This is a genomic window from Flagellimonas lutimaris, assembly GCF_003581615.1.
GTDB classification, from domain to species: domain Bacteria; phylum Bacteroidota; class Bacteroidia; order Flavobacteriales; family Flavobacteriaceae; genus Flagellimonas; species Flagellimonas lutimaris.
The window spans coordinates 124,437-150,385 of the sequence record NZ_QXFH01000072.1; the positions used below are offsets into that span (position 1 = coordinate 124,437).

Genomic DNA, 25,949 nt, shown 5'->3' on the forward strand with positions numbered 1-25,949 from the left:
TTTGAAAAATTCCCAATTTTTCACCCTTAATGGAGGTGAATTATACTAATTCTCCAAGTTTTCCAACCACTCCCTTGCATTTACAAAAGCTTGTAGCCAAGGAGATATTTCATCGACTCTATCCTTTGGATAATGAGCCCAGTTCCAAGGGAAAGTTGAACGCTCAATGTGAGGCATGGTTACTAAATGTCGGCCTGTCTTATCACAAAGCATAGCAGTGTTGTAATCACTTCCGTTTGGATTTGCAGGATAGCCTTTGTAACCGTACTTGGCCACGATGTGGTATTGGTCTTCGGTATGGGGTAAACTAAATTTACCCTCTCCATGACTTATCCAAACCCCAAGCGTAGTGCCTGCCATGTTGGAAAGCATCACAGAGTTGTTCTTTTGGATTTTTACCGAGGTAAAATTGCTCTCGTGTTTATGTGAGTCATTGTAGGTCATTCTACCATGAGTATCATGCTCTGGGTTGATGAGGTCCAACTCCATAAACAATTGGCAACCATTACAAATCCCAACGGATAGTGTATCGGGTCTGGCGAAGAAATCTTTTAGTGCTTTATTGGCCTTTTCGTTGTATTTAAAGGCGCCTGCCCAACCTTTGGCACTTCCCAATACATCGGAGTTGGAAAAACCACCCACTGCACCAATAAATTGGATGTCTTCCAAAGTCTCCCTACCTGTAATAAGGTCGGTCATGTGCACATCTTTTACATCAAAACCGGCCAAATACATCGCGTTTGCCATTTCACGCTCGGAATTGCTTCCTTTTTCGCGAAGGATGGCTGCTTTGGGGCGATTGCTAAGTGGAGTCGAAGCCACTGGGAGTTTTCCATCAAAATTTTCTGGAAAAGTATAGTGTAAAGGCTGTTCCTTGTAATTGTCGAAACGATTTTTGGCCAAACCATTTGCGGTCTGTTTGTTGTCCAGTAAATAGGATGTTTTAAACCAAGTATCACGCAGGGAAGCAATGTTCAATCCTATTTCAACACCATTATTTTTGATTTCCAAGGTACTTTCAGAAGTTGGAGTACCGATTTTGGTAAATTCCACACCAGCTGCCTCCAAAACTTTTTCCACAGAGACATCTTTCGCTTGGAATACCACCCCAATATTTTCAGAAAACAATAGTTTGATGATATCTTGTTCTCCAATGCTGGATAAATCCAATTTGGCACCCAAATCGTTATCAGCAAAACAAAGTTCCAAGAGCGTAGTGATTAAACCACCTGAAGCCACATCGTGCCCAGCTAAAACTTGACCTTCTTTGATGAGTTTCTGCAAGGTGTTGAAAACAGTTTTTAGATAATCAGCCCGCAAAACAGAAGGAGCTTCATCACCAATACCGTTCAAAATTTGTGCAAAGGAAGAACCGCCCAATTTGTGGCTGTCCTTGGATATGTTGATGTAGTAAATATCCCCGCCATCTTTTTGCAAAACAGGTTCCACCACTTGGGTTATGTTATTGCAATTCGCACCAGCAGAAATGATTACCGTTCCTGGAGATAAGACTTCACCGTCCTTGTACTTTTGCTTCATGGATAATGAATCCTTTCCGGTTGGAACATTGATCCCTAAAGCTATTGCAAACTCAGACAGCGATTCCACTGCCGAATACAAACGCGCATCTTCACCTTCATTTCTGCAGGGCCACATCCAATTGGCAGAGAGCGATACGGATTTTAAACCATCTTTTAACGGAGCCCAAACAATGTTGGTCAAGGATTCCGCAACGCTATTTCGACTTCCTGCTACGGGGTCTATCAAAGCTGAGATAGGGGAGTGGCCAATGCTAGTGGCAATCCCTTCTTTTCCTTTAAAATCCAATGCCATTACACCACAGTTGTTCAAAGGCAATTGTAATGGTCCGGCGCATTGTTGCTTTGCAACACGTCCACCTACACAACGGTCCACTTTATTGGTCAGCCAATCTTTACAACCTACCGCTTCCAATTGCAGCACTTGCTCTAAATAATCGTGAAAGTGCTCCAAAGAATAGGCGAGTGCAGGGTATTTTTGTTGAGCCGTTTTATCCGCCATAATGGTTTTGGGAGAACTTCCGAACATATCGGAAAGTTCCAAGTTCATAGGAGTCTCGCCAGTTTTACCTGATGTGAATTTAAACGCATGATCGCCCGTAACCTCACCAACGTTGTACATCGGGGAGCGTTCACGTGCAGAAACACGGTTTAACAAATCCAAATCTTTTTCACCAATCACCAATCCCATGCGTTCTTGGGATTCATTACCGATTAATTCCTTTTTGGAAAGGGTTGGGTCACCAACAGGTAATTTGTCCGTGTCGATGGTGCCACCTGTTTCCTCCACCAATTCAGACAGACAATTCAAATGTCCACCAGCTCCGTGATCGTGAATGGAAACAATGGGGTTGTCGTGACTTTCAAACAATCCGCGAACGGCGTTTGAAGCTCTTTTTTGCATTTCGGGGTTAGAACGTTGTACCGCATTTAATTCAATGGCAGAACTGAATTCTCCAGTATCTGCACTGGATACAGCAGCTCCGCCCATCCCGATGCGGTAGTTGTCACCACCTAGAACGACTATTCTGTCTCCCTTACTTGGAGTGTCTTTTAGAGCTTGGTCGGTTTTTCCATAACCGATACCTCCGGCCATCATAATTACTTTGTCGAAGCCTAATTTCCTAGCTTCTTCCTGATGTTCAAAAGTGAGTACAGAACCTGCGATTAAAGGTTGTCCAAATTTGTTTCCGAAGTCGGAAGCTCCATTGGACGCCTTAATCAAGATATCCATTGGGGTCTGGTACAGCCAATCCCGTTCTTTCATGCCATTTTCCCATGGACGATTTTCTTCCAAACGGGAATAAGAAGTCATATAAACGGCAGTTCCAGCCAAAGGCAACGAACCTTTTCCACCTGCCAAACGGTCCCTGATTTCTCCGCCGGAACCCGTGGCAGCACCATTAAATGGTTCCACGGTGGTCGGGAAGTTATGGGTCTCCGCTTTTAGCGAAAGCACGGAATCAAATTCTTTTTCTTCGTAAAAATCAGGTTGGTCCGCACTTTTTGGTGCAAATTGGATAGCTTTTGGACCTTTTATAAAGGCGACGTTGTCTTTGTAGGCGGAAACAATATCGTTAGGGTGGGCTTCTGAAGTCTTTTTAATCAATTTAAATAGAGAAGAAGGTTTTTCTTCTCCATCGATTACAAAAGTTCCATTAAAAATTTTGTGTCTGCAGTGTTCAGAATTCACTTGACTAAAGCCAAATACTTCTGAATCCGTCAACTTACGGTCTAATTTTTTTGCGAGGCCTTCGAGATACTCAACTTCTTCATCACTGAGAGCCAATCCTTCTTTTTCGTTGTAGGAGGAGATATCATCAATTTCCATAATAGGTTCGGGAACAATATTGATGGTAAATATATCCTGCCCCAACACATTATATTTCTGGGAAAGCATCGGGTCAAAGTCGATAAAGCCCTCTGTTACCGTATGGAATTCTTCAATACGAATAATCCCAGTGACACCCATATTTTGAGTAATCTCGGTGGCGTTGGTACTCCAAGGTGTCACCATGGCAGCACGTGGCCCAACAAAAAAGGCGTCGAGTGACGCCGCTTCAATTTTGGGTTGGTTGCCAAACAACCAAGTCAGTTTATTAATATCTTCCTGAGCGATTTCCTGAGCGGTTTGGACGGCAAAAACCTTGGTCGCCTTGTCCCCAAAAAAATGGATCATACAATCTTTGCGTTGAACGGTTTAAGAAAGTGCAAATTTACGATTTTGGAACGTAATATATCTAACTGTAAAGGTGTTTTGTTAACTAAACAATGTTGATAGTATGTGTGGTTGAAAAAATAGAGGTATTTATTTTATTAATTATCTAAAAGTTGACAACGTCAAAAGTTTAAACTTAGCAGATTAAAGTTGTTTTCCTATCTTAGAAGAATTATAGCTAACTCAAAACCAACCTTATGAAAACAAGCAAAATCCTGTTATCCGGGATATTACTTTTTGCTGGTCTTACGGCCGCAACCGCACAAAAAAAGTACTCAAAAAGCCAAGTCAAAAAATTTAAAGCCGAAGTAGAAGCCATTGTAGAAGCCAATAAAAAGCAGACACAGGTAATGGTGGACAAAATTTTCAGTTTTGCAGAGCTCGGATTCCAAGAAGAAGAGAGCTCAAAATACCTAACTGGAATTTTGGAGGAGAATGGATTTACCATTGAACATTCCATTTCCAATATTCCGACCGCTTGGTTTGCTACTTGGAGCAATGGAGAAGGGCCCGTTATTGCTTTGGGAAGTGATGTGGATTGTATCCCAAAAGCATCACAATACCCAGGAGTGGCCTATCACAAACCTATTGTTGAAGGAGCACCGGGGCATGGCGAGGGGCATAACTCGGGTATTCCATTGAATATTACATCTGCATTGGCTGTAAAACAGGTAATGGAGAAAGAAGGCATTGGAGGAACATTGATTCTTTGGCCAGGTATTGCCGAGGAATTGGTAGCCGCTAAAGCCTGGTATGTACGCGATGGTCTTTTTGATGATATTGATATGTGTATTTTCACGCACGTAAGCAGCAACTTGAGTGTTTCTTGGGGTCCAACTCGAGGAACCGGATTGATTTCTGTTGAATATATGTTTGAGGGGGAATCGGCACACTCTGCTGGAGCACCGTGGAGAGGTCGCAGTGCACTTGATGCTGCCGAACTCATGAATGTTGGGTGGAATTACAAAAGGGAGCACTTGCACCCACTAAAACGTTCGCACTCCATTTTTACCGATGCTGGCGATCAGCCCAATGTAGTACCATCCAAAGCCGGAATTTGGTACTATTTTAGGGATATTACGTACGAAGGAATCATGGAAATGTATGCCGAAGCCAATGATATTGCAAAGGGTGCGGCTTTAATGACTGGAACTACAATGACATCGCGTGTGTTGGGTACGGCATGGCCAAGACACTATAATAAGGTAATTGCCGAAACCATGTATGAAAACATCAAGGAAGTTGGTCTTCCTGAGTGGACGGATGCTGATCAAGAGCTTGCTAAAGCAGTACAGACCCAAGTGGAGTCCAGAAAAATTGAAGGTTTGCCCACCGAACTCTCTGAAATAGGACTTCCAGTGGTGGAGCCCGTTAGTGGAGGTTCTGATGATATCGGCGATATTTCTTGGAAAATACCAACGGTAACCATGCGTTTCCCATCCAATATTCCCGGGTTGCCAGGTCACCACTGGGCCAATGCCATTGCTATGGCGACCCCAATTGCACACAAAGGGGCTACGGCGGGTGCCAAAGCAGAGGCTATGACGATTATGGATTTCTTGTTAAAGCCTGAATTATTGACCCAAGCTTGGGATTATTTTAATAACGAGCAGACCAAGGAGACCAAATACGAGCCAATGATTTCTGCTGATGATATGCCTCCAACATTTTTGAACAAGGATAAGCAGGATATGTTTAGACCGGCCTTGGAGGAATTCTACTATGATGAAACCAAGTACGATACCTATTTGGAGCAGTTGGGTGTTGAGTATCCCACGGTAAAGGAATAATTAATTAATATGTCAGTTTGAGCGGAGTCGAGAACTTAAGCACATCTCGACTGCGCTCGATGTGGCATACGCTAAGAAAAGTATAGATTCTTCAGTCGTTGCACCCCTTCAGAATGACAGTTTGAGGGATGTTAATTGATTTTATTCCTCCGAAAGTAGGAACTCATCGTTTGTTTGATACGAATGGCACAAATTTTATCGAAGCCAAGTCATTCTAAGCAACTCAATAACTAGCGAGACGAAGAATCTCTAAAAGTCTAAATATCTATTTATCCAAGAATCCGAATTATGTTAGGATTTCTTCTTCAACAAGGCCATATAAAATCCATCAAAACCTGTTTCCGAAGCAAAAACATTTCGTTCCTTAACAAATTCAAAGTCTTTACCGTTTTCGGACTCCAAGAATTTTTTGACTTGCTCTGAATTTTCTTGAGGCAGAATGGAACAGGTGGCATACACCATTTGCCCCCCTTTTTTTACCATTTTACTGTAGTTCTGAAGAATATCTTGCTGCACACCCATAATGCGGTCCACAAACTCGGGTTCCAGCTTCCATTTGGAATCGGGGTTTCTTTTAATTACACCTAATCCAGAACAGGGAGCATCTAGTAATAAACGGTCGGCGCTATTGTGCAGTTTTTTAATGACTTTGGTAGAATCAATCACTCGGGTTTCCACATTGTGAACGCCATTTCGTCGAGCTCTTTTCTTTAGTTTTTTCAATTTACTCTCATAAATATCCAAAGCAATCAATTGTCCTTTGTTTTGCATTTGGGAGGCTAAATGAAGTGTTTTGCCTCCAGCACCGGCACAGGCGTCAATAACCCTTTGTCCGGGTTCCACTTCTAAAAATGGAGCAACCAATTGGGAAGATGCATCCTGCACTTCAAAAAGTCCATCTTTAAAGGCTTGGGTCACAAAAACATTCTTGCGCTCTACAAGCTTTAAGGCGTCGGGATAACCTTCTATAGGCTCTGCCGCAATATCTTCCTTGGCTAAAAAAGCCCTCAGTTGCGTTTTTGGAACTTTGAGCGTATTGGTTCGCAAAATAACGTCTGCTTGCTGGTTTTGTGCTGCAATTTCTTTGGTCCAAAGCTCGTTGCCCAAGGATTTCTCTCCTAATTCGTCCATCCAATCAGGAATGGATTCCCTGTATTTTCTGATTTTGGAAAGTTCATCAAATCTACCTTTTATGCGACGTTCCGGGGTACCTTCCAGTTGTTTCCAATCAGGAATACGAATTCCACGTAGTACACACCAAACGCCGAACAATCGGAACAAATGGGTTTTACTGTATGGGTCGTGTACTTCGGCAATTTCAGAATACAGGCGTTTCCATCGAACAATATCGTAGGTGGTCTCTGCGATAAAGCCTCGGTCCCGTGCGCCCCAGCGTTTATCATACCGCAGCACTTTTTCAATCACTTTATCGGCATATTCCCCTTCATTAAAAATCATGTGAAGGGCATCAATTACGGCAAATACTAGGTTTCTGTGTAAACGCATCATATAAAATAAGGTTGCAAAGGTATGATTTCTCCTTACTTTTGAGGAAAATAAATACAATGAGGTCAATCATTTCCATTTTTGCTGTCCTAGTTTTAATTTCCTGTGCCGAAGAGTCAAAAAAACAACCTTTTCAATCGGTAGATATAACCCAGGTCTTTGAAGACTCTGTTAGCATACGGGCGATTACTTTTTTGGATAATAGGACCTTGGCTTTCGCAGGGAGCAATGGTGTTTATGGCACCGTAGATGTAAATTCACATCAAGTAAGGGCTAATATTCAAACCTATGATTCCTTAACACCAAGTTTTAGGGCTGTTGGAGGAACAACAGAGGATTTTTTCATGCTTTCTGTTGAGAGCCCTGCTTTGCTATATAAAACTGGAGACCAAGGAAAAATGGAGTTGGTATATACGGAGGAGGGTGAGGGTGTTTTTTATGATAGTCTTACTTTTTGGAATGATAAAAAAGGTATTGCTGTAGGGGATACCGTGGATGGATGTATTTCTATAATCATAACTAGGGACGGGGGGAATTCTTGGACTAAAACTCCATGTTCGGATTTGCCTGAAGGTATTGAAGGAGAAGGGGCCTTTGCCGCTAGTAACAGCAATATTGCCGTGCAAGGGAATAAAGTTTGGATTGGAACCACCGAAGGAAGGGTTTATTTTTCTGGTGACAAGGGGGTTACTTGGGAAATACAGGAAACCCCGATTGTTTCTGATGAATCTACGCAAGGTATTTATTCAATGGATTTTTTTGATGAAAATATGGGTTTTGCTATCGGAGGGGATTACACCCAGCCAGAATCCAATAATGCCAACAAAATAAAAACGGTTGATGGGGGTCAAACATGGCAATTGATTGCACAGGGGCAGGAACCCGGGTATAAAAGCTGTGTACAGTTTGTTCCCAACTCAAATGGAGAAGCTTTGGTTGCATTAGGATTTACAGGAATTTCTTATTCTTCTGATGGTGGCGCGACTTGGAAACAGATAAGTGAGGAGTCGTTTTACACACTACGATTTTTAAATGATTCGACTGCCTTTGCTGCAGGGAAGAATAGGATTGCACAATTGGTATTCAAATAAAAGAGCGACGATTGTATCGCCGCTCTCCACTAACTAAAAACAAATCAATCAAAAACTATATGTTTACAACGACATAATGTCGTCCTCTCTTTTTGTACCAAACACCTCTATATTGATGTAGCCTTCTACCATTCCTGTATACCACTTTGCTTCCTCTGGGCAGGGTTTTTACTTTAATTCCCCTTGGTGCCGCCGTAACTACATATTTTCGTCCCTTGATTTTGTAACATACGCCATCGGCATAGTAGTAATTCGTTTTTTTGTGCACTATCACTCTTGGGTTTGTTATCGTTCTAACAATGGTTCCGTGATTTGGGTAAACCCTTACCAATGTTCTTGTTTGTGCCTGAGTTGTTATTACGATTCCTAAAAATGCAGTGATAACCAAAAATATTCTCATTCGCTTCATAACATTGGATTTTAATGGTTTCTGTATATACGACTCTGGATTATGTAAAAGGTTTAATAAAAAAAGGAGCTCGCAGGCTCCTTGTATATTTCTTGTTGATTTAAAGTCATTTACCCTCTGCCGCGCCGTTTTCGGAATTGTTGAATCATTTGTCTTTTGAAATCTTCTTCGGCCTTGACCAATAATAGTACTTTTTTGGCTGGAATTACCGTTTTTAATTTTGATAAAAAATCACGTTCCGCTTTTTGTTTTTCAAATTGGAGTGTAAGAAGATTGTCCAAAAGCTTTTCGGATTCGTTCATGGAAAGTTCTTGAACCCTTGAAATGTTGGCGTGCAGCTCCATGCGTTCCTTTCTGCGCATATTCTCCAAGGTTTTTTCGTGTTCGTTGTAAATGGGCCAGAATTGTTGGGCTTCTTCACTAGTTAAACCTACCCGTTCCGTGATAAAGGCAACCTTAAGCGATTTGATGCGCTCTCTTCCCGGACCTTGTGCGTGCATCAAAAAGGTTCCGAACAAAAGGAAACATAGTATAAGTACTCTCTTATTCATAATCGGTGTCATCTAAATTTAATTCTTTAATGTCTTCGACATTTTCATCCAAATACTCCATAATGATGTCGTCTTCAAAATCATCACCCAAAATATTGGTTAACTCCATTTCCTCCAAAGAAACTACTTCAGCTATTTCATAAGAAGTCATCTCAAAATCGGTATTTTCCAAATAGGACTCTATCTCGGCGTTCGCCAAATCATCAAAAGTGATGGATTCGGAGGTTGAATTCCAGGTAAAGCTGAAAATCAATATAAAAATAGCGGCTACGGCGGCAACACCATAATAGAAATTCCGATTGGGTTTAAATTGAATGACCTTGGTTTCTTTTGCAACGGTTTTGGAAAGTACAGTTGGTGTTACTTCATCAAAATAGCCATCCGGAACTGCAAAACCATCACTTTTTGGAATCAAGGATGTTGCTTCTCCCGCTTCTTCTTTTTTGATTCTGTCCATAAGACGGTCATTGAAGTTATCGAAGTAACCTTCCGGGGTATTGAAACTGTTTTTTTTGTCCTTTTTCATCTTGTTATTATGACTGCTATTTTCGCCAAAGGTTTAATTCTCTTTAAGATACGCTTCTATTTTTTTAACGGCCAAATGGTAGGAGGTCTTTAAAGCTCCTACAGAGGTGTCCAATGCTTCGGAAATGTCCTTGTATTTCATTTCCTGAAAATACTTCATGGTGAACACCAATTTTTGTTTATCTGGAAGCGTGGCCAAGGCCTTCTGTAATTTAAGTTGAATCTCGTCTCCTTCAAAATATACATCTGCCTGAAGATTTTCTATCATTCTATCTTTCAGTTCTTGGTCGCTGACCCCCATTTTTTTTGATTTCTGTTTTAGGAACGTCAACGACTCGTTGGTGGCAATTCGGTACATCCAGGAATAGAGCTTACTGTCACCTTTAAACTTTTCGATATTCCTGTAGACCTTGATGAATGTGTTTTGAAGCACATCGTCTGTATCATCGTGATTGAGGACAATCCTCCGAATATGCCAATACAAGCGTTCTTTGTAAGTGTTCACTAACACCTCAAAGGCCTTTGAACGGCTTTCTTCTTGTTTCAGTTCCTGGACTAAGGTTTCCTCAGCAATCAATTTACTTGTTGTTTGATGCTTTGACTAAGGTAAGGGGAAAAGGTTTAATTTATTAATAAGCAATAGGTTTAAAGGTAAAAGGTAAAGGAGGGAACTTTTATTCTGAATGTTGTGAAGAATCTTGCTTACTAGGATTTAGGAGCGGATAACTTGGAAACAACAAACCCCATAATCTAATTATCCAATTGTCCAACAATCTTTTTACGAAGTAAAAGACTGCATCTCCACTAGTTTTTTGTAACCCTTGGCGGACTTCATCAATTCTTCGTGTGTGCCTTGCTCTACAATTTCGCCTTTGCTCATCACAACAATGGCATCTGCGTTTTTGATGGTGGACAATCGATGCGCAATAACAATAGATGTTCGGTTTTGCATCATTTTCTCTAAAGCATCTTGTACCAATCGCTCACTTTCAGTGTCCAAAGCGGAAGTAGCTTCGTCCAAAATCATGATGGGTGGGTTCTTAAGCACGGCCCTGGCTATGGACAATCTTTGTTTTTGACCACCACTTAGCTTATTTCCGCTATCACCGATGTTGGTGTCGTAACCGTGGGGCAATTCCATGATAAAATCGTGTGCATTGGCTACTTTAGCTGCCTCGATGATTTCTTCCATTGTGGCATTTTCCTTGCCCAGTGCGATATTGTTTTTCACGGAATCATTGAAGAGAATAGAGTCTTGTGTCACTAACCCCATAAGGCCGCGTAGCGACTTTTTGGTTATGTTTTTGATGTTGGTGCCATCAATCAAAATTCCACCTTTGTTGACATCGTAAAAGCGGGTCACCAAATTGGCCACCGTGCTTTTACCACTGCCGGATTGACCTACCAAGGCTATTGTTTTGCCTTTATCAACCTTTAAGTTGAAGCCTTTTAGGACATAATCGTCTTCATATTTAAAGCCAACTTCTTTCAGTTCTATACCAGCGGTAAAATCAGTTTTATCATGCGCCCCTTCAATATCAGTAATGGGGTTTTCGGATTCGAGTATCTCCAATACACGTTCTGCTGCCGAATTTCCTTTTTTAACGGCATATGAGGCCTTGCTAATGGCTTTGGCGGGTGTCAAAATATTGAATGCCAATCCCATATAGGAAATAAAAGAGGCGGCATCAAGAGTTCCTTCCAATAATACCATTCGTCCTCCGAACCATAGTAGCACCCCAAAAACAACAATTCCAAGGAATTCACTGGTTGGGGATGATAGGTTTTGACGGTTCAACAAGGAATTGGAGAAATGGAAGAAACGCGTTGTTGAATGCTTGAAGGTTTGATAGAACCTGGATTCCGAATTAAAAGCTTTGATGACACGGAGTCCGCCCAAGGTTTCTTCCACAATGGAAAGAAACTCTCCCTGTTCTTTTTGGACTCGGTCCGATTTCTTTTTTAATGATTTTCCAATTCGCGAAATAATCATCCCTGCAATGGGGATAAAAATGAACACAAAAATGGTCAGCTTAACACTGATGATGAACATTACAATAATCGTGAACAGAATGGTCAATGGTTCGCGCACAATCAGCTCCAAAATGGAGAGAAACGAGTGCTGAATTTCCAGAACATCAGAGGTTATCCTGGCAATAACGTCACCTTTTTTCTTTTCGGAAAAATAGGAGATGGGCAGGTCTACGATTTTCCGGTACATTTTGTTACGAATATCCTTGAGCACACCATTGCGCAAAAAGGTAATGAAGTACATCGCCAAATAATTAAAGATATTTTTGAAGAGGAACAAAAATAGTATCAGACCCACTGCCAACAATAGCCCCTTCATGGGGTCATCCCCAGAATATTGCGTTACTTGGTAGTTCATGTAGTCCATGAAATAATCCTTCAATTTACCGATACCTTCATAGGTTGGCGGCTCGTTGATTTGCTTGGTTTTGTCAAAGAGCACGTTTAGCATTGGAATGAGTGCAGCGTAGGACAGTGCACTGAACAATGCATAAAGGATATTGAAGAAAATATTAAGAATACCGTATTTGCGGTAAGGTGCCGCAAACCGTAGAATCTTTTTAAAGTAGTTCATTCACTTATAAATTCAGCTCAGAAAGGATACCTTCTATTTTGGTTTCCAACTGCGAATTTACGGATTTATAATCCTCTGCCTTGTCCAATTTTGCATTTGTGCTGATGTAGAACTTTACTTTGGGTTCTGTTCCACTTGGTCGAGCTGCAATTCGAGTACCATCTTCCGTTTCGTAAATCAATACATTTGACTTTGGTAAGTGAAGGGTAAACTCTTCCCCTGTCTGTACATTTTTAACAATTGAGGTGTTGTAGTCCTCAATGTAGAGCAATTTTGAGCCTTGTACGGTGTCCACAGGATTTTCCTTGAAATCCTTCAACATTTGTTTTATCTCTTCTGCACCAGTCATTCCTTTTTTGGTAATGGAAATCAATTTTTCCTTGTAGAAACCAAACTCCACGTAGGCATCTATTAAATCTTTATAGAAAGAACTGCCGTTGGCTTTAGCATTGGCTGCAATCTCACAGGCCAATAGGGTGGAGGTTACAGCATCTTTATCGCGGACAAAATCACCGACCATATAACCAAAACTTTCTTCACCTCCGCCAATAAACTGAGAGCTTGGGAAGTCCTTGATCATTTTACCGATCCATTTAAAACCCGTCAACGCGGTTTTGAACTCCACACCGTAGGATTTGGCCATTTGTTCCATCATTGGGGTAGAGACAATGGTCGATGCGATAAACTCGTTGCCTTTAAATCCTTTTTTCTTGTATTGGTCCAAAAGGAATTTGGTCATCAAAACCATGGTTTGGTTTCCGTTGAGCAATTCCATTTTACCATCCAGGTTACGCACGGCAATACCCAAACGGTCACTATCAGGGTCTGTACCGACCACCATATCGGCCCCAATTTCTTCAGCTTTTTTAATTGCTATGGACAAAGCTTCAGGCTCTTCTGGATTGGGTGATTCCACAGTAGGGAAGTCTCCGTCGGGTTTTGCTTGTTCTTCTATTATGGTGACATTGTTGTAACCGGCACGCTTCAAAACTTCAGGAATAGCAGTGATGGATGTTCCGTGTAACGAAGTGAAAACAATTTTAAAATCATCTTTCCCTTCGGCATCAAAACTTCCATTCTTCACTGATGCTTCAAAAAAGGCTTCGTCCATCTCTTCATCAATTAGGTGAATGAGATTATCATCCTTATCAAATTTGATATCCTCAAAAGAAAGCGCATTAATTTCAGCTATAATTTCTCCGTCTTGTGGAGGTACAATCTGACCACCATCGGCCCAATATACTTTGTATCCATTGTATTCTGGTGGGTTGTGGGAGGCAGTCAACACAATTCCTGCATGGCAACCCAAATACTTTACGGCAAAGGAAAGCTCTGGGGTTGTTCTCAAATCAGAAAAGAGGTGTACTCGAATCCCGTTGGCGGAGAAAACATCGGCCACAGTTTTGGCCAAGGATTTTGAATTATGCCTGCAATCGTAAGCAATCACCACTTGAAGATCATTGTCAGTGTAACTCTTTTTCAGGTAATTGCTGAGGCCTTGGGTATTTTTTCCCAAGGTGTATTTGTTGATTCTATTGGTGCCAACACCCATTATACCGCGCATTCCACCAGTACCAAACTCTAAATTTTTATAAAAACGCTCCTTGAGTTCCTCAGAGTCGTTTTCCATAAGATGTTTGATTTCCTTCTTGGTGTCTTCGTCAAAAAAATCGGTCAACCACGTTTTCGCCGTATCGGTAATGGAATCCATAGTGTTTATAGTTGTTTAGATGTTTAAAAATACAAAGTTTGTAGGGTTTGAGAATGGCCTAAAGGTTAATTTTATCCGAGATATTGTATCGGGTGTCGTTTTTTCGGGACCGCACCATAATTTCTCCGATGAAACCTGCTAAAAATAATTGGGTACCAATGATCATTGCCGTCAATGCAATATAGAATTGGGGTTTTTGTGTAATAAGGCGCCCCGTGGGATTAATGAAGAGCTTGTCAATCCCCAAATAAAGGGAAAAGCCAAATCCTACAATGAACATGAGTACGCCCCATGCCCCAAAAAGGTGCATTGGTCTTCGGCCAAACTTGGAAACGAACCAAATGGTGATTAAATCCAAGAAACCGTTGATAAATCGCTCTGCCCCGAATTTTGTAGAGCCATATTTTCTGGCTTGGTGCTGCACCACTTTTTCAGAAATATCGGAAAATCCGGCATTTTTGGCCAAAACGGGTATGTATCGGTGCATTTCCCCAGACACCTCGATGGTTTTCACCACTTTTTGGTTGAAAGCTTTGAGGCCACAATTGAAATCGTGCAGTTTTACACCAGAAGTCTTTCGTGCAGCCCAATTGAACAGTTTGGAGGGGATATTTTTGGTGATAACGGAATCGTACCGTTTCTTTTTCCAACCCGATACCACATGATGGCCTTCTTGGACAATCATCTGGTACATCTCTGGGATTTCCTCTGGATTGTCCTGAAGATCGGCATCCATAGTAATGACAACTTTGCCTTCAGCAGCTTTAAAACCAGCGTGCAGCGCTTGGGATTTACCAAAGTTTTTCAAGAACCGAATGCCTTTTACATTGGCATTGGCTTTGGAAAGCTCGGAGATGGTTTCCCACGACCTGTCGGTACTACCATCATCTATAAAGATAATCTCATAAGAAAAATGATTGGATTGCATTACCTGTACAATCCAATCATGTAGTTCTTTAAGCGATTCTTGCTCGTTAAGTAAAGGAATTACAATGGAAATCTGCATTGTTTGATTCTGGAATTCCTTTCAAAAGTAGTATTTTTTGTTTTAGTATTCCGCTTTGGACTTTTTCAATATTAGGCCGGAAATAAGACCTAAGATCAAACCGAGCACACAGTTCATGATCAAAAGAACGGGATATTGGATCCAAGCAAAGCTTTTCTGCATTTCCACACCTTGTTCCCATTGCTCCTCGGTCATGTTAGGGTTTTGTGCCATAGCCTTTGGCTTCGCAATTTCCATGGCCTTGTCCATAAAGTCAGGTTCAATAAAGTTGGTCAGCACAAATTGATATACCAAAGAAATTATTGCTCCCACCAAGGCGACACCAACGGCCACTTTTAGAGCTTCGGCAATGGTTAAATAGCCACCATTCGCCTTTTTAAAAGCGTTGATTGCTAAAAAAATAATTGCCGCCAAGATCACGATAGAGATCACGATTACTGCCGTACTTGTCTCATAGTGCATTTTCTGGGTGTAGAGCATAACGCCGAACACCAAAGAAATCAGCCCCATTAAAAGGCCATAGTTCAGTGCAAATTTTCCAGTTTTTGGTTGTTGTTCATCCATGATTTTTAAAATTAGTGTTGCTTATAGAAGGTTAGTGATAGATTACTTACTTTTGTTACATATAAATTTAACTTTATTTTTTTAGTGATTTTAAGTTGGAGGTGTCAAAGAAATCATTAAATTTGCACCCTGAAAATTCTGAGATTAAGCATTTAAGACGATGAGAAAAGATATACACCCAGAAAACTATAGATTGGTTGCTTTTAAAGACATGTCCAACGAAGATGTGTTTATTACAAAGTCCACTGCTGAAGCGAAAGAGACCATCACTGTTGATGGTGTTGAATATCCTTTGGTAAAATTGGAAATTTCAAGAACTTCTCACCCTTACTACACAGGTAAGACTAAATTGGTTGATACCGCTGGTAGAATTGATAAGTTCAAGAACAAGTACAAAAAATTCAAGAAAGAAGAGAAGGAGACCGAGTAGGTCATACTTTTCAACGAAATATATAGACGCTCTCGATGGTATTCGAGGGCGTTTTTTATTTTTACAGTATTCAAAGCTGCGCTATGAACTATATCCTTTCCGACGGTAATCACCGTGAAGACCTTTTTCCTTTTACCTTCACACGTCCTGTATCTGAGATTCGTATAGGTATTATGACCATTAACGAGAAATGGGAAAAATGGTTAAATGCTCCGGTGAGTTTTCAAACCGAAGAGTACTTGTCCGAAAAGTTTTCGTTGACGGTTACTACTGAAAATACGGTTATCAATGGTAGTTATTTGCCAAATAAAGGCTTGGTGGAGGCCATTCAAAACTTGAAAAAGGGCGAAGCCTTGATGGATGGAGAAGATTACGTTGCGTATACCACGGATAACCCACATAGCAAATTTTCCAGTGAAGAATATGTAGCGGTTCATTTTAAAGGTGACTGTATTACAATCAAAAACACATGGGACATTTTTTCCAAAAATGCGGAAGCTCTTCAAGCCGATTTTGATGTATTGACCCAAGGAAGAAAAAGCCAACCCATATCCGATACCAATAAAGTAAAGAATCCTGAAAATATTTTTATTGAGGAAGGGGCTTCTGTGGAGTTCTGTATTTTGAATGCGTCCACAGGCCCAATCTATATTGGTAAAAATGCTTTGATGATGGAAGGTTGTATGGTTCGTGGTGGATTGGCACTTTGTGAGAACGCTATTTTAAAAATGGGCGCTAAAATTTATGGTGCCGTAACCGCTGGGCCGGGCTGTAAATTAGGTGGAGAAGTTAATAATGCGGTTTTGTTCGCCAATTCCAATAAGGGACACGATGGTTTCCTTGGAAACTCTGTGATAGGGGAATGGTGCAACATAGGGGCCGATACGAACACTTCCAACCTAAAAAATAATTACGCTCCCGTTCGCCTATGGAATTATCAAACCGAAGGTTTTGCCAAAACAGGTCTTCAATTTTGTGGATTGATGATGGGCGACCATAGTAAATGTGGTATCAATGTAATGTTCAACACAGGAACCGTTATTGGGGTGAGTGCCAATATTTTTGGTAGTGGTTTCCCCCGAAATTTTATCCCTAGTTTTAGTTGGGGTGGGCCAACGGCAGGGTATACAACGTTTAGGACCAACAAAGCTTTTGAAGTGGCCGAGGCCATGATGAAACGCCGAAATATGGAGTTCAATGATACGGAAGCCAAAATTTTGGAACACGTTTTTGAGTTGACCCAAAAGTGGCGGAACTACTAAGTCTATTCAATTTTCCCGATCAGTCCCCAACCATTGGCTTTGTCTATCACTACACAATGCAAAGTATTGAATCCCTTTTTAAGTTGTAGTGGCAGTTTGTTGGCAGTCAATCCCAAATGACCCTGAAACTGATTGTTTTTGGACCGAAAGGCATTGTTACCGTAGAAAATCGGCTCTCCGTTTAAGTACACAACGATTTTATCGCTATAATCGAACAAAAAGAACCTGGTTTGGGCCTGATCAACGGCTATAGTTGTAGATGCCACCGTGAATGCTTCTTGGTTGCGTTCAAAGTTGCCCGAAGTTGGCTTTGCCAGATATCTGGAAATGGGCAGCAAGCCTGATTCCTCTGTGTTGACAGTAATTGTCTGTTCCTTTTCAAAATCTTTGAAGTCTATCTGACCTTCTACATAGGGTTGGGCCTCGGTGATATCCCATTCGCCTATAATACCTTTCTCAGGAGTAACAATAGGGTAGGGTTCTTTAGCCACAGCTTCCCCGGTTTTGGTAACTTTTAGGTTGGCGAACCGATTCCCAAACAGGGCAAAAAGTCCAATTCCCCCATTAAGGTTGCCCGATCTTAAACAATCTATCTGCATCACCTCTTTACCATTAATAAACAAGGTAGCGGTTAAATCTTCTACCTCTATGCGGAAAAGGTTCCACCCCTCTGTCCTAAAGGCGACATTTGCCTGAAATTCAGGATATAACTGCCAGTTGCTCTCGTTGTTGTAAGTGGGGGTATATTGTACCGCATCCACTTGTCTCGATTTGTGGATGCGCATGTACACCTCTTCAAAATTTCCATCATGTTTACGGAAAACTACGCCGGCAAAGCTGCGTTTTTGGTTGCCGTACACCTCCATTTCCAGTACACCCTTGGAAAATTCGAACCCATTGGCAAAAGCAGTGCCGTTCACTACGATGGTTTCTTTCCCATCAAAACTTTCGAAATTGACCGAGCTACCTTCGGCTGGGGTCCAATAGTCGACTTGTAAAGGGATGGTTTGTGTAGTTTGACCATTGATGAACTGGGTCAATAAAAGTATGCTGATGAGCAAGGGTACTCGAAAAAAAATCATGTGTTCGTTTTTTGATTGATGGGTTATAATTTCTTCGTCGGGCTTAAATCGATTTCCTATCAAGATAAAAGGGAAACAAATATCTATATAAATGATGTAAGATGATTTGTCTCAGATGAAATTGGAATTATTCGAGTCCATAACTTCTATTTTTTTACGCCCAACCCAAGTTTTATGCGTTCATGTACTTTCCCTTTTCGGGATAGGATGTTTTTCATTGCTTTGTACCAGTGATTCATAGTAGTTATGATCACAACCATAATTATTCATCAATCAAAAAACAACAGTAATGACAAAACAAGCAATATTTTACTTCGCACTGCTACTCATCTTTAGTAATTGTGCATCTACAAAAACCGACGAACCAACTTTAAAGGATTATACCATTGGAGAAAAATGGACTTGGAAATGGGAACGTGCAGTAGAAGGAGAGGTTCGTGCACAGGGTGAAGACATCCAGGAAGTAGTAAACCACAATGGAACTTTAGGACTTTGGAATGGGGTTGATACCGTTCAAATTTCGAAAACTACAAATCAAAAGCAGGGCAACACCCCGTTTCGTAATTGGCCTTTGCAGGTAGGAAAAAAATGGAAATACGAGTCAGAATGGGAAAATAATGAAGGTACTACGGGAAAAACCAGTCAAGATGCTGAAATTGTTTCATTTGAAGAGTTAAATGTGGTAGCTGGAAAATTCAAGGCATATAAAATAGAATACAAAGGAATTGTAACCAATTCTAGAGGTTTTAAGGGGGAAATGACGGATATTTGGTGGTATTCCCCAGATTTAAAAACATATATCAAGCACGTTAATAAGGATGGTTATGGGGTGTATGTAAATGAGTTGACCAGTTATTCAAAACCCGAGTAGCAATAACCATAAACAACAAGAGGCCCTAAAAATGAATTGTTCAATGCCCAACAAAACGATAAATACAAGACTATCCCTCTATTGGAAATGCCAATTCATTGGCTGGGGCGTTGTTTCCCTTTTGTGGCTATATATTGCTCTGGTACGGGATCAATTTACCATTACTCAAGCTTTAATCAATTATATCTTGGATGTTGCCATTTGTATTGGCCTCACCCATGCTTATAGGAGCATAGCTTTAAAAGCTAATTGGAACCAGTTGGGGATAAAGGGGTTGATCAAGAGGGTTGTTCCCTCTATTTTGGTGTTGGCCGTACTGTTCATGTTGATTATGAATTTAAAAACATCGGCTTACATTTATTTGGTCAATGACGCCAATACATTTCTGGAGAATTTGTCAGTGTGGAATCCGGTTCTGATTACGGGATTGAGGCATATGGCTATTTGGGTACTCGCTTATCATGCCTATCACTTCTATATTAAAGAGGTGCATACGGCTAAAACAAACGCCCAACTTTCGGTAATTGCAAAGCAAAGTCAGTTGGACAATCTAGCTGCACAGTTGAATCCGCATTTTTTGTTCAATTCCTTAAATTCCATCAAGGCCTTGGTTTTTGAAAACCCAAAAAGTGCACGAAGGGCCATCGACTTGTTATCCGACCTATTGCGTTCATCATTGTATGAAAAAGAGCATGCCACCATATCCATTGCAGAAGAAATGGCATTGGTAAAAGATTATGTAGAGTTGGAAAAACTTCGATTTGAGGAACGCCTGAATATTACATTTAATATTGACAACACCCTTGAAAACTTTAAAATCCCACCATTGAGTATTCAACTTTTGGTAGAAAATGCCATTAAGCACGGTATTGATAAACAATTGGAAGGGGGCACTGTGGAAATTTCGGTTCAAAAGAAGTATGACCATCTAGTGATAAGCGTTAAAAATCCTGGAAATCTTTCCAAAGGAAAGCATAAGGGGGTAGGACTGAAAAATCTTAATGAACGCCTTTTGTTGCAATATGAGGGCAGGGCTGAGTTTAAGGTTGATACCCCTTCGGAAAATAAGGTGGTTGCCACATTAATGATTCCAATCGAAAACTAATGAGTACGTATACAACTTTGATCATAGATGATGAGCGCTTGGCTCGAGAAGAGGTTCGGAGAGCCCTTGAAGGCTATCCAGAATTTAAAATCGTGGGCGAAGCGAACAATGTGGAAGTTGCTATTGGTCTGATAGAAAAAGAACAACCGGATATCATCTTTTTGGACATTCATATGCCGGAGAAATCAGGATTTGATTTGTTGGAGGAGTTGGGAACCGTTCCTGAAGTGGTGTTCACAACGGCCTATGATCAATATGCGGTTCAGGCCTTTGAAGTAAATGCTTTGGATTATTTGGTAAAACCGCTAAGGGAAGAGCGGTTTGCCAAAACCATCGAAAAGGTAAAGTTGGAACTGCAAAAGAAAGAGGAAGAGCAAAAAACACCCTTGGCAAGCCATCAAAAAATATTTATCAAGGATGGCGAAAAGGTATACTTTATTGCATTGGCCGAGATAATTTTAATCGAGTCCATGGATAATTATGCACGCCTGTATTTTGGCGACAAAAAAGCCATGATCAAACGCTCCCTGAACCAACTGGAAGAAAAATTGGATCCCAACACCTTTTTTAGGGCCAATCGAAGTCAAATCATCAATACGGAATACATTAAAGAAATCCACCCGTATTTCAACAACAAACTGCAGTTGGTATTGATCACTGGAGAAAAGATAGAGCTCTCGAGCAGGCAATCGGTAAAGTTCAAAAAACGGAACAGTTTGTAGCGGTTTCACATACAATCAAATCAAAATAACGAACAGCAAAAACATATTGCTTTAGGACGGTTATGTCCTGAACTAAAAATCAATCAAAATGAAAAATTCAATCAACAAAGCATTTATTCTTGTAGTGGTAGCCCTCTGTTTTGTAGCCTCGTGCAAGGAACAATCCACCGTTCAAACCCCAAGAGCGATCATGGAAGACGGCAAAACATACCTGGTTCAGGACAGTATATTGATTTCAACAGGTGATGGAGCAAAGATCCATGCGATCGTAGTTCGAAATGCCGAGACTTCGGAACCAAGTCCGGCCGTATTGTTTCATACCATTTACGCACGTAAAAGCGACCTAAAAAGAGCCAAAATGGCTGCGGACCATGGGTATGTGGGGGTAGTTTCGTACACTCGTGGCAAGGGCTTGAGCCCTGATTCGATAGTTCCCTATAAATATGAGGCAACCGACACCTACGAGGTAATCGATTGGATCAGTAAACAAGATTGGAGCAACCAAAAAGTGGCGATGTATGGTGGTAGTTACGTCGGCTTCACCCAATGGGCTGCGGTAAAGCACAAGGTGCATCCTGCCTTAAAAACCATTGTTCCTTCGGTCTCCGCAGCGCCGGGTATTGCGGAACCCATGGAAAATGGGGTATATTTTAACTTCCATTTTCCTTGGCACCATTATGTATCGAACAATAAGTATTTGGACACTACTTTGTACTATAATGGTCAAAGGTGGCGAGGCCTTAACATGAAATGGTTTGAAAAAGGTGTGGCCTACAATGCCATGGATAGCTTGGACGGATTACCCAACCCACAATTTCGAGAGCGATTATTGCACCCAATGTATGATGCTTATTGGCAAAACATGATGCCATACCAAGAGGAGTTTGAACATATTGACATTCCTGTTTTGGCAACGACCGGCTATTTTGACGGAGGGCAAGTCGGAACGCAGTATTATTTAAATGAGCATACCAAATACAACAAAAATGCGGAGCATTATTTGGTTATAGGACCATATACCCATTTTGGAGCCCAGGAAAAACCCAGTGCCCATATTTTTGGGTACGATATAGACCCCGTGGCCCAAATTGATATCACGGAATTGATCTTTGATTGGTTTGATTATATCTTAAAGGGTGAGGCTAAACCAGAATTATTACAGGACAAAATCAACTATCAGGTTATGGGAGCCAATACATGGGGGCATGCTCCCTCGCTACAGGAAATGGCGAATGACACGCTCAAGTATTATTTGAGCAACGAGCGTTCGGGAGTGGCTTTTGCATCGCTGTTTGATACCGGAAATAATGGGAAGGATATCCATTTCACCCTTGCGGAGCAGCCTGTAGACGCTAATGAATATTTGGAACAGACCATTGATTTTACCGACCGAAGCAACTTTACCTGGAATTCAAGTGGCTGGAGGAACATTGTTGAGGACAGTTTAATGGTTGGACATGGTTTTTCCTTTGCGACCCAACCTTTTGACTCCGATTTTGAACTGAACGGTTCTTTTGGAGGAGAGATTTCGGTATCCATCAATAAAAAGGATTTTAATTATAAAGTTGTGTTGTTCGAGCAGACCCCTGATGGTAAATTCTTTGCGCTGACCTTGCCCTATGTGGGCAGGGCGAGTTATGTGCGAGATTGGGAGAGCCGACAATTGTTGACACCCCATGAAAAGGTGAAACTCCCATTTGGAATCGTACGGATGACAAGTAAGAAAATCAGTAAAGGCAGTCGGTTGGTGGTCGTTGTCAACGGAATCAAAGATCCCTTTTCTGAAATTAATTATGGAACGGGTAAAGATGTCAGTGAAGAAACCATCAAAGATGCCAAAGAACCTTTGATCATTAAATGGTATGGGGAGAGTTATTTGGAGATTCCAGTGATGAAAAAATAATTGGACCTTGGATTTCCCTTAATGTGCCAAAAAAGAAAAAGGGGCGATGTTTCCAACGCCCCTTTAACAACAAAACCAGGGTTTTTACAAAGTAATGCTTAAAAACCCATCTTTTTGTAGATTAAAATCATACAGAATCCCATTGGCTACCACACCCATCTCCTTGGGTAATTTTGTGGCTACCACCCCGAATTTTTTAAGGGAAAAACCACAGGCCAGCAGTTTTATTTTTTCACTTTTGGCCAAATCCAGAAACGGTTGCATTTGTGCTATATCGGTAAGTCCTTTTACAGTCTCTCCGCAGATAACTACATGGAACTCCCCGAACTTGGCACCATCATCGGTAGCCAGTTCATCAGCTGCCAATAGGATGGCCTTTAATTGTGGAATTTTGCGGGTAAGCACAATGTAGTTGTTCTGATCTTTATTGTAGGTGCTTTGTGCACTGACTTGACTAAGCCCGGTCAAAAAGGTGATGGCCACCAAGGCCACCATGAATAATTTTTTCATGTTTATTGTTTTTTAAGTTTTGGATTCAATGCAAAAAAGAGGAGTCCGCCCAGAATGGCAATATTCTTGAACAACGGCCCTACCGTCGCTATTTGACCTACTTGAATGGTCAAAGTGATGGGAATCAGCATAACGATCAGTAGTAAGGCCGACCATTTGGTCTTGAACCCGACAGCTAAGGCAATACCGGCAAGCAGCATCACCACTCCAGAGGCAATTACTGAAATTTCTGGAGGCCCCAACAAATGACCCAAAGCTCCAAACTTGGCATTTTCGATGCGTGCTACGGCCTTATCGGTATTGATCAAATGGTTTAAACTGGCCACAATGAATATCAAACTTACCATGACCCGTAACACGGCTATCGAGCTCCGGCCAACTTCAACTTTATTGTTTTGCATAGCCCTGCTTTAATGGAATTGATAATCCGTTCCCGGTAATTGCGATAATACATTGGGACCTAAATCCAAGGCCTTGGCACGACCGTCCAAAGTTGGGGCAATGGTGCCCTTTTCTTTGAGGTATTCCTCGATCACATCGTGGATGGTGTAGTCCATCACCTCGGTTTCCACCGTGTTGGGCATACGGCAGAGGGTAGGTAGGGGTTCTCCTTCCCTGCGACAGGCGGACATGGAGTACAGTTGATCTTCTACCATGGGTTTGCCACCGATCATAATGGAAGCCACACGCTCGCCCATGGGCTTGTTGGCATAAAAGGTAAGTTCCATGCCCGAAAAGCGCACCAACCAGCCCCCAAATCGTTCCGTAGGGTCTACAGCAAACACATTGTTCAGTTCTTTTTCCAGCCAGTTCTTGATTTGTTTACCGGTAGCCTTTCCAATCTTCACTTTTTCGTTTACGGGGAGCATGCTCCACAAATCGGCCTTGGTGATAGGGGATTTACCGCCTTCTTCCACCGAAATCGGGGTACTGAATCGGAATCCATTGGAAATGGAAATGTCCACTCCTGTTTTCCATCGGGCCGCATCGGTAATAAAGTCGTCCATGGGATTTTCTACCACAAAATAGCGGTACAATGGGGTGCTGGTGTACCCCAATACTTGGTCTATTTCTTCTTTGTACGGTGCGGTTTCTTTTTCAATGACCTCAGCCACTTTTTCATCGGCAGGGTATTTCTCGGGATCTACCTCCAAAAGGTCGTAGTTATCGTTCACGATCTTGCCATCTTTTACGGTCAGGGTCAATTTACCCACAAAAGATGCAAAGGCTCCGGGTTCGGTTACTTTGGTGTATTCGGTCTCCAAAGGTTTGCGGATTCGTTCGTGGGTATCGTTGCCCAGCACGTAATCCACGTGCTCCAAGGCGGGGTTGTTGGCCAGATTGTATTGCTTACTGATACCAATGTGCGTCACCACAAAAAGGATGTCTACCCCTTGGTTATCCTTCAGTTCGTTGATGAGCGCTTCCAGGTTTTCCTCAATAGGGTCAAAGTGGATGCCCTTGCTGAAAGATGGGTTCTGGCGCACTGGAATTTCGGGGTCGTTGTACGAGATAAACCCGAGTTTTACGCCTTTCAATTCTTTTACAAAATACTGCGGAAACAAAGATTCTCCATTGGCTTCATGGTACATATTGGCCGAAATCACCGGGGTATCATACTGGGTGAGCACGTCCATCATGGTTTTCTTGCCATATACCACTTCCCAGTTTCCGGGAATCAAAAAGTCGTAGCCCATGGTTTTGATGATCGGGGCAAAGGCCTTACCATTTGACAATGCAGCCACTGCACTTCCTTGGATCATGTCGCCACCATCCAAGATCAAGGTGCCTTCGGGGTTTTTGCTACGCTCTTCCTCAAAAAGGGTCTTTACATGGGCGAGCCCTCCCAGTTTTCTAAACGTAATTTGTTCGTTTTCCCAAAAAAGCTCGTCGTGGGGGAACAGCTGCCCGTGAATGTCGGCGGTCTGTAATATGGTGATGGTCTGTTCGGTGTCTTGCGCAGAGGTTTTGGCATCCTTGCAAGCGGATAGGGTTCCGAAGAGCAGGGCTATAAGGCCCAAATATTTTATAGTTTGCATGTTGTTGTTTTATAATTAGTCAAAAGATAAGGGGGGGGTAGGCAATGCCTGATGTAGAAAGGACTACTTACGAATAGATTTTGAACTGCCGATATAAAATGTAGAGGGGAACTACCGAAGCAAAGCTTTGCTTTTCGGCAGCGTAAAGGTTCTTTCCGCTGTTGGAAGCGGTAAAATAGCTAGGGGTTGCCACGGCTGGTAATAGGGCAGTGGCTATGTCCAATTGGTGCGATGTGGTACTCTCGCTATGCTGCACGGCCTCGTAGGAAGCGCACGAAGTGGATACCGTGGTTTTTATTTTATTGGAAACCTCGGATTTTTCCAAGCCCAAGGCATGTTCCAAGGAGTTACGGACTTTGCAGGGCGCCACCAAAAGCAATCCTGCCAACAAAGCAATAAACAGGATGCGGATGTCGAATGTGGATTTGTGGATTCCCGGCATATTCCAAAGTAAGTATTAATTAGCCAAAAAAGATGTAACTAAAGTTACATAGGTGTTTGGGGACGTTTC

23 protein-coding genes are annotated in these 25,949 nt (G+C 41.7%); 8 read left to right on the forward strand and 15 right to left on the reverse strand.

Features of this window, described 5'->3' with window-relative positions; translation table 11 throughout:
• Positions 1–45 precede the first annotated feature (45 nt).
• The gene (purL, locus tag D2V08_RS10375; RefSeq protein ID WP_119608093.1) at positions 46–3,717 is read right to left on the reverse strand and encodes a phosphoribosylformylglycinamidine synthase; all 3,672 of its coding nucleotides are present in this window, start codon (positions 3,715–3,717) and stop codon (positions 46–48) included.
• Between the two features lie 236 nt (positions 3,718–3,953).
• Here purL and D2V08_RS10380 point away from each other — a divergent pair, with 236 nt between their 5' ends.
• Positions 3,954–5,546, forward strand: a complete 1,593-nt coding sequence (locus D2V08_RS10380) for an amidohydrolase (protein WP_119608094.1) — start codon at positions 3,954–3,956, stop codon at positions 5,544–5,546.
• A gap of 291 nt (positions 5,547–5,837) precedes the next feature.
• Here D2V08_RS10380 and D2V08_RS10385 read toward each other — a convergent pair whose 3' ends face one another.
• Positions 5,838–7,052 (reverse strand): RsmB/NOP family class I SAM-dependent RNA methyltransferase, encoded by a 1,215-nt coding sequence (locus D2V08_RS10385; protein WP_119608095.1) that lies wholly within the window; start codon positions 7,050–7,052, stop codon positions 5,838–5,840.
• A 59-nt stretch (positions 7,053–7,111) separates the two neighbouring features.
• On the opposite strand from D2V08_RS10385, the gene D2V08_RS10390 reads away from it, so the two are divergent.
• A complete protein-coding gene (locus tag D2V08_RS10390) occupies positions 7,112–8,143 on the forward strand; it encodes a WD40/YVTN/BNR-like repeat-containing protein (RefSeq protein ID WP_119608096.1) in 1,032 nt (343 codons plus the stop codon).
• Between the two features lie 55 nt (positions 8,144–8,198).
• On the opposite strand, the gene D2V08_RS10395 is transcribed toward D2V08_RS10390, so the two are convergent.
• From D2V08_RS10395 to D2V08_RS10430, 8 genes are all read right to left on the reverse strand, one after another.
• On the reverse strand, positions 8,199–8,552 hold the full coding sequence (locus D2V08_RS10395) for a DUF6515 family protein (protein WP_147374088.1): 354 nt from the start codon (positions 8,550–8,552) through the stop codon (positions 8,199–8,201).
• 110 nt (positions 8,553–8,662) lie between these two features.
• Positions 8,663–9,103 (reverse strand): hypothetical protein, encoded by a 441-nt coding sequence (locus D2V08_RS10400; RefSeq protein ID WP_119608098.1) that lies wholly within the window; start codon positions 9,101–9,103, stop codon positions 8,663–8,665.
• A complete protein-coding gene (locus D2V08_RS10405) occupies positions 9,096–9,629 on the reverse strand; it encodes a hypothetical protein (protein ID WP_119608099.1) in 534 nt (177 codons plus the stop codon). Before D2V08_RS10405 ends, D2V08_RS10400 begins: the two co-directional genes overlap by 8 nt.
• 33 nt (positions 9,630–9,662) lie before the next feature.
• Complete coding sequence (locus tag D2V08_RS10410) at positions 9,663–10,205, reverse strand: RNA polymerase sigma factor (RefSeq protein ID WP_119608100.1); 543 nt, start codon at positions 10,203–10,205, stop codon at positions 9,663–9,665.
• A 201-nt stretch (positions 10,206–10,406) separates the two neighbouring features.
• Positions 10,407–12,233, reverse strand: coding sequence for an ABC transporter ATP-binding protein (locus D2V08_RS10415; protein WP_119608101.1), 1,827 nt, complete (start codon positions 12,231–12,233; stop codon positions 10,407–10,409).
• A 4-nt stretch (positions 12,234–12,237) separates the two neighbouring features.
• On the reverse strand, positions 12,238–13,944 hold the full coding sequence (locus tag D2V08_RS10420) for a phospho-sugar mutase (RefSeq protein WP_119608102.1): 1,707 nt from the start codon (positions 13,942–13,944) through the stop codon (positions 12,238–12,240).
• Positions 13,945–14,002: 58 nt separating this feature from the next.
• The gene (locus D2V08_RS10425; RefSeq protein WP_119608103.1) at positions 14,003–14,950 is read right to left on the reverse strand and encodes a glycosyltransferase family 2 protein; all 948 of its coding nucleotides are present in this window, start codon (positions 14,948–14,950) and stop codon (positions 14,003–14,005) included.
• A 42-nt stretch (positions 14,951–14,992) separates the two neighbouring features.
• The gene (locus tag D2V08_RS10430) at positions 14,993–15,514 is read right to left on the reverse strand and encodes a DUF4199 domain-containing protein (RefSeq protein ID WP_119608104.1); all 522 of its coding nucleotides are present in this window, start codon (positions 15,512–15,514) and stop codon (positions 14,993–14,995) included.
• Between the two features lie 160 nt (positions 15,515–15,674).
• Here D2V08_RS10430 and D2V08_RS10435 point away from each other — a divergent pair, with 160 nt between their 5' ends.
• Both D2V08_RS10435 and D2V08_RS10440 read left to right on the forward strand, forming a co-directional pair.
• Positions 15,675–15,944 carry a type B 50S ribosomal protein L31 gene (locus D2V08_RS10435; protein WP_119608105.1) on the forward strand — a complete coding sequence of 90 codons (270 nt, stop codon included), beginning with the start codon at positions 15,675–15,677 and terminating at the stop codon, positions 15,942–15,944.
• Positions 15,945–16,027: 83 nt separating this feature from the next.
• Complete coding sequence (locus tag D2V08_RS10440; RefSeq protein WP_119608377.1) at positions 16,028–17,206, forward strand: GlmU family protein; 1,179 nt, start codon at positions 16,028–16,030, stop codon at positions 17,204–17,206.
• 2 nt (positions 17,207–17,208) lie between these two features.
• On the opposite strand, the gene D2V08_RS10445 is transcribed toward D2V08_RS10440, so the two are convergent.
• A complete protein-coding gene (locus D2V08_RS10445; RefSeq protein ID WP_147374089.1) occupies positions 17,209–18,288 on the reverse strand; it encodes a 3-keto-alpha-glucoside-1,2-lyase-like domain-containing protein in 1,080 nt (359 codons plus the stop codon).
• Positions 18,289–18,577: 289 nt separating this feature from the next.
• Between D2V08_RS10445 and D2V08_RS10450 the strand changes: the two genes are divergently transcribed.
• From D2V08_RS10450 to D2V08_RS10465, 4 genes are all read left to right on the forward strand, one after another.
• The gene (locus tag D2V08_RS10450) at positions 18,578–19,159 is read left to right on the forward strand and encodes a hypothetical protein (protein WP_119608107.1); all 582 of its coding nucleotides are present in this window, start codon (positions 18,578–18,580) and stop codon (positions 19,157–19,159) included.
• 43 nt (positions 19,160–19,202) lie between these two features.
• Positions 19,203–20,264, forward strand: coding sequence for a sensor histidine kinase (locus tag D2V08_RS10455; protein WP_119608108.1), 1,062 nt, complete (start codon positions 19,203–19,205; stop codon positions 20,262–20,264).
• Positions 20,264–20,986 carry a LytR/AlgR family response regulator transcription factor gene (locus tag D2V08_RS10460; protein WP_119608109.1) on the forward strand — a complete coding sequence of 241 codons (723 nt, stop codon included), beginning with the start codon at positions 20,264–20,266 and terminating at the stop codon, positions 20,984–20,986. Before D2V08_RS10455 ends, D2V08_RS10460 begins: the two co-directional genes overlap by 1 nt.
• A gap of 88 nt (positions 20,987–21,074) precedes the next feature.
• On the forward strand, positions 21,075–22,889 hold the full coding sequence (locus D2V08_RS10465) for a CocE/NonD family hydrolase (RefSeq protein ID WP_119608110.1): 1,815 nt from the start codon (positions 21,075–21,077) through the stop codon (positions 22,887–22,889).
• A gap of 84 nt (positions 22,890–22,973) precedes the next feature.
• Here the strand turns inward: D2V08_RS10465 and D2V08_RS10470 are convergent, their stop codons facing one another.
• The 4 genes from D2V08_RS10470 to D2V08_RS10485 all read right to left on the reverse strand — a co-directional run bounded on the left by D2V08_RS10470 (position 22,974) and on the right by D2V08_RS10485 (position 25,880).
• Positions 22,974–23,399, reverse strand: a complete 426-nt coding sequence (locus tag D2V08_RS10470) for a sulfur reduction protein DsrE (protein WP_119608111.1) — start codon at positions 23,397–23,399, stop codon at positions 22,974–22,976.
• Positions 23,400–23,401: 2 nt separating this feature from the next.
• On the reverse strand, positions 23,402–23,800 hold the full coding sequence (locus D2V08_RS10475) for a DoxX family protein (protein WP_119608112.1): 399 nt from the start codon (positions 23,798–23,800) through the stop codon (positions 23,402–23,404).
• 9 nt (positions 23,801–23,809) lie between these two features.
• Positions 23,810–25,438: a bifunctional metallophosphatase/5'-nucleotidase gene (locus tag D2V08_RS10480; protein ID WP_119608113.1), complete on the reverse strand. Its 1,629-nt coding sequence runs from the start codon at positions 25,436–25,438 to the stop codon at positions 23,810–23,812.
• 67 nt (positions 25,439–25,505) lie between these two features.
• The gene (locus D2V08_RS10485) at positions 25,506–25,880 is read right to left on the reverse strand and encodes a hypothetical protein (RefSeq protein ID WP_119608114.1); all 375 of its coding nucleotides are present in this window, start codon (positions 25,878–25,880) and stop codon (positions 25,506–25,508) included.
• Between the last annotated feature and the right edge of the window lie 69 nt (positions 25,881–25,949).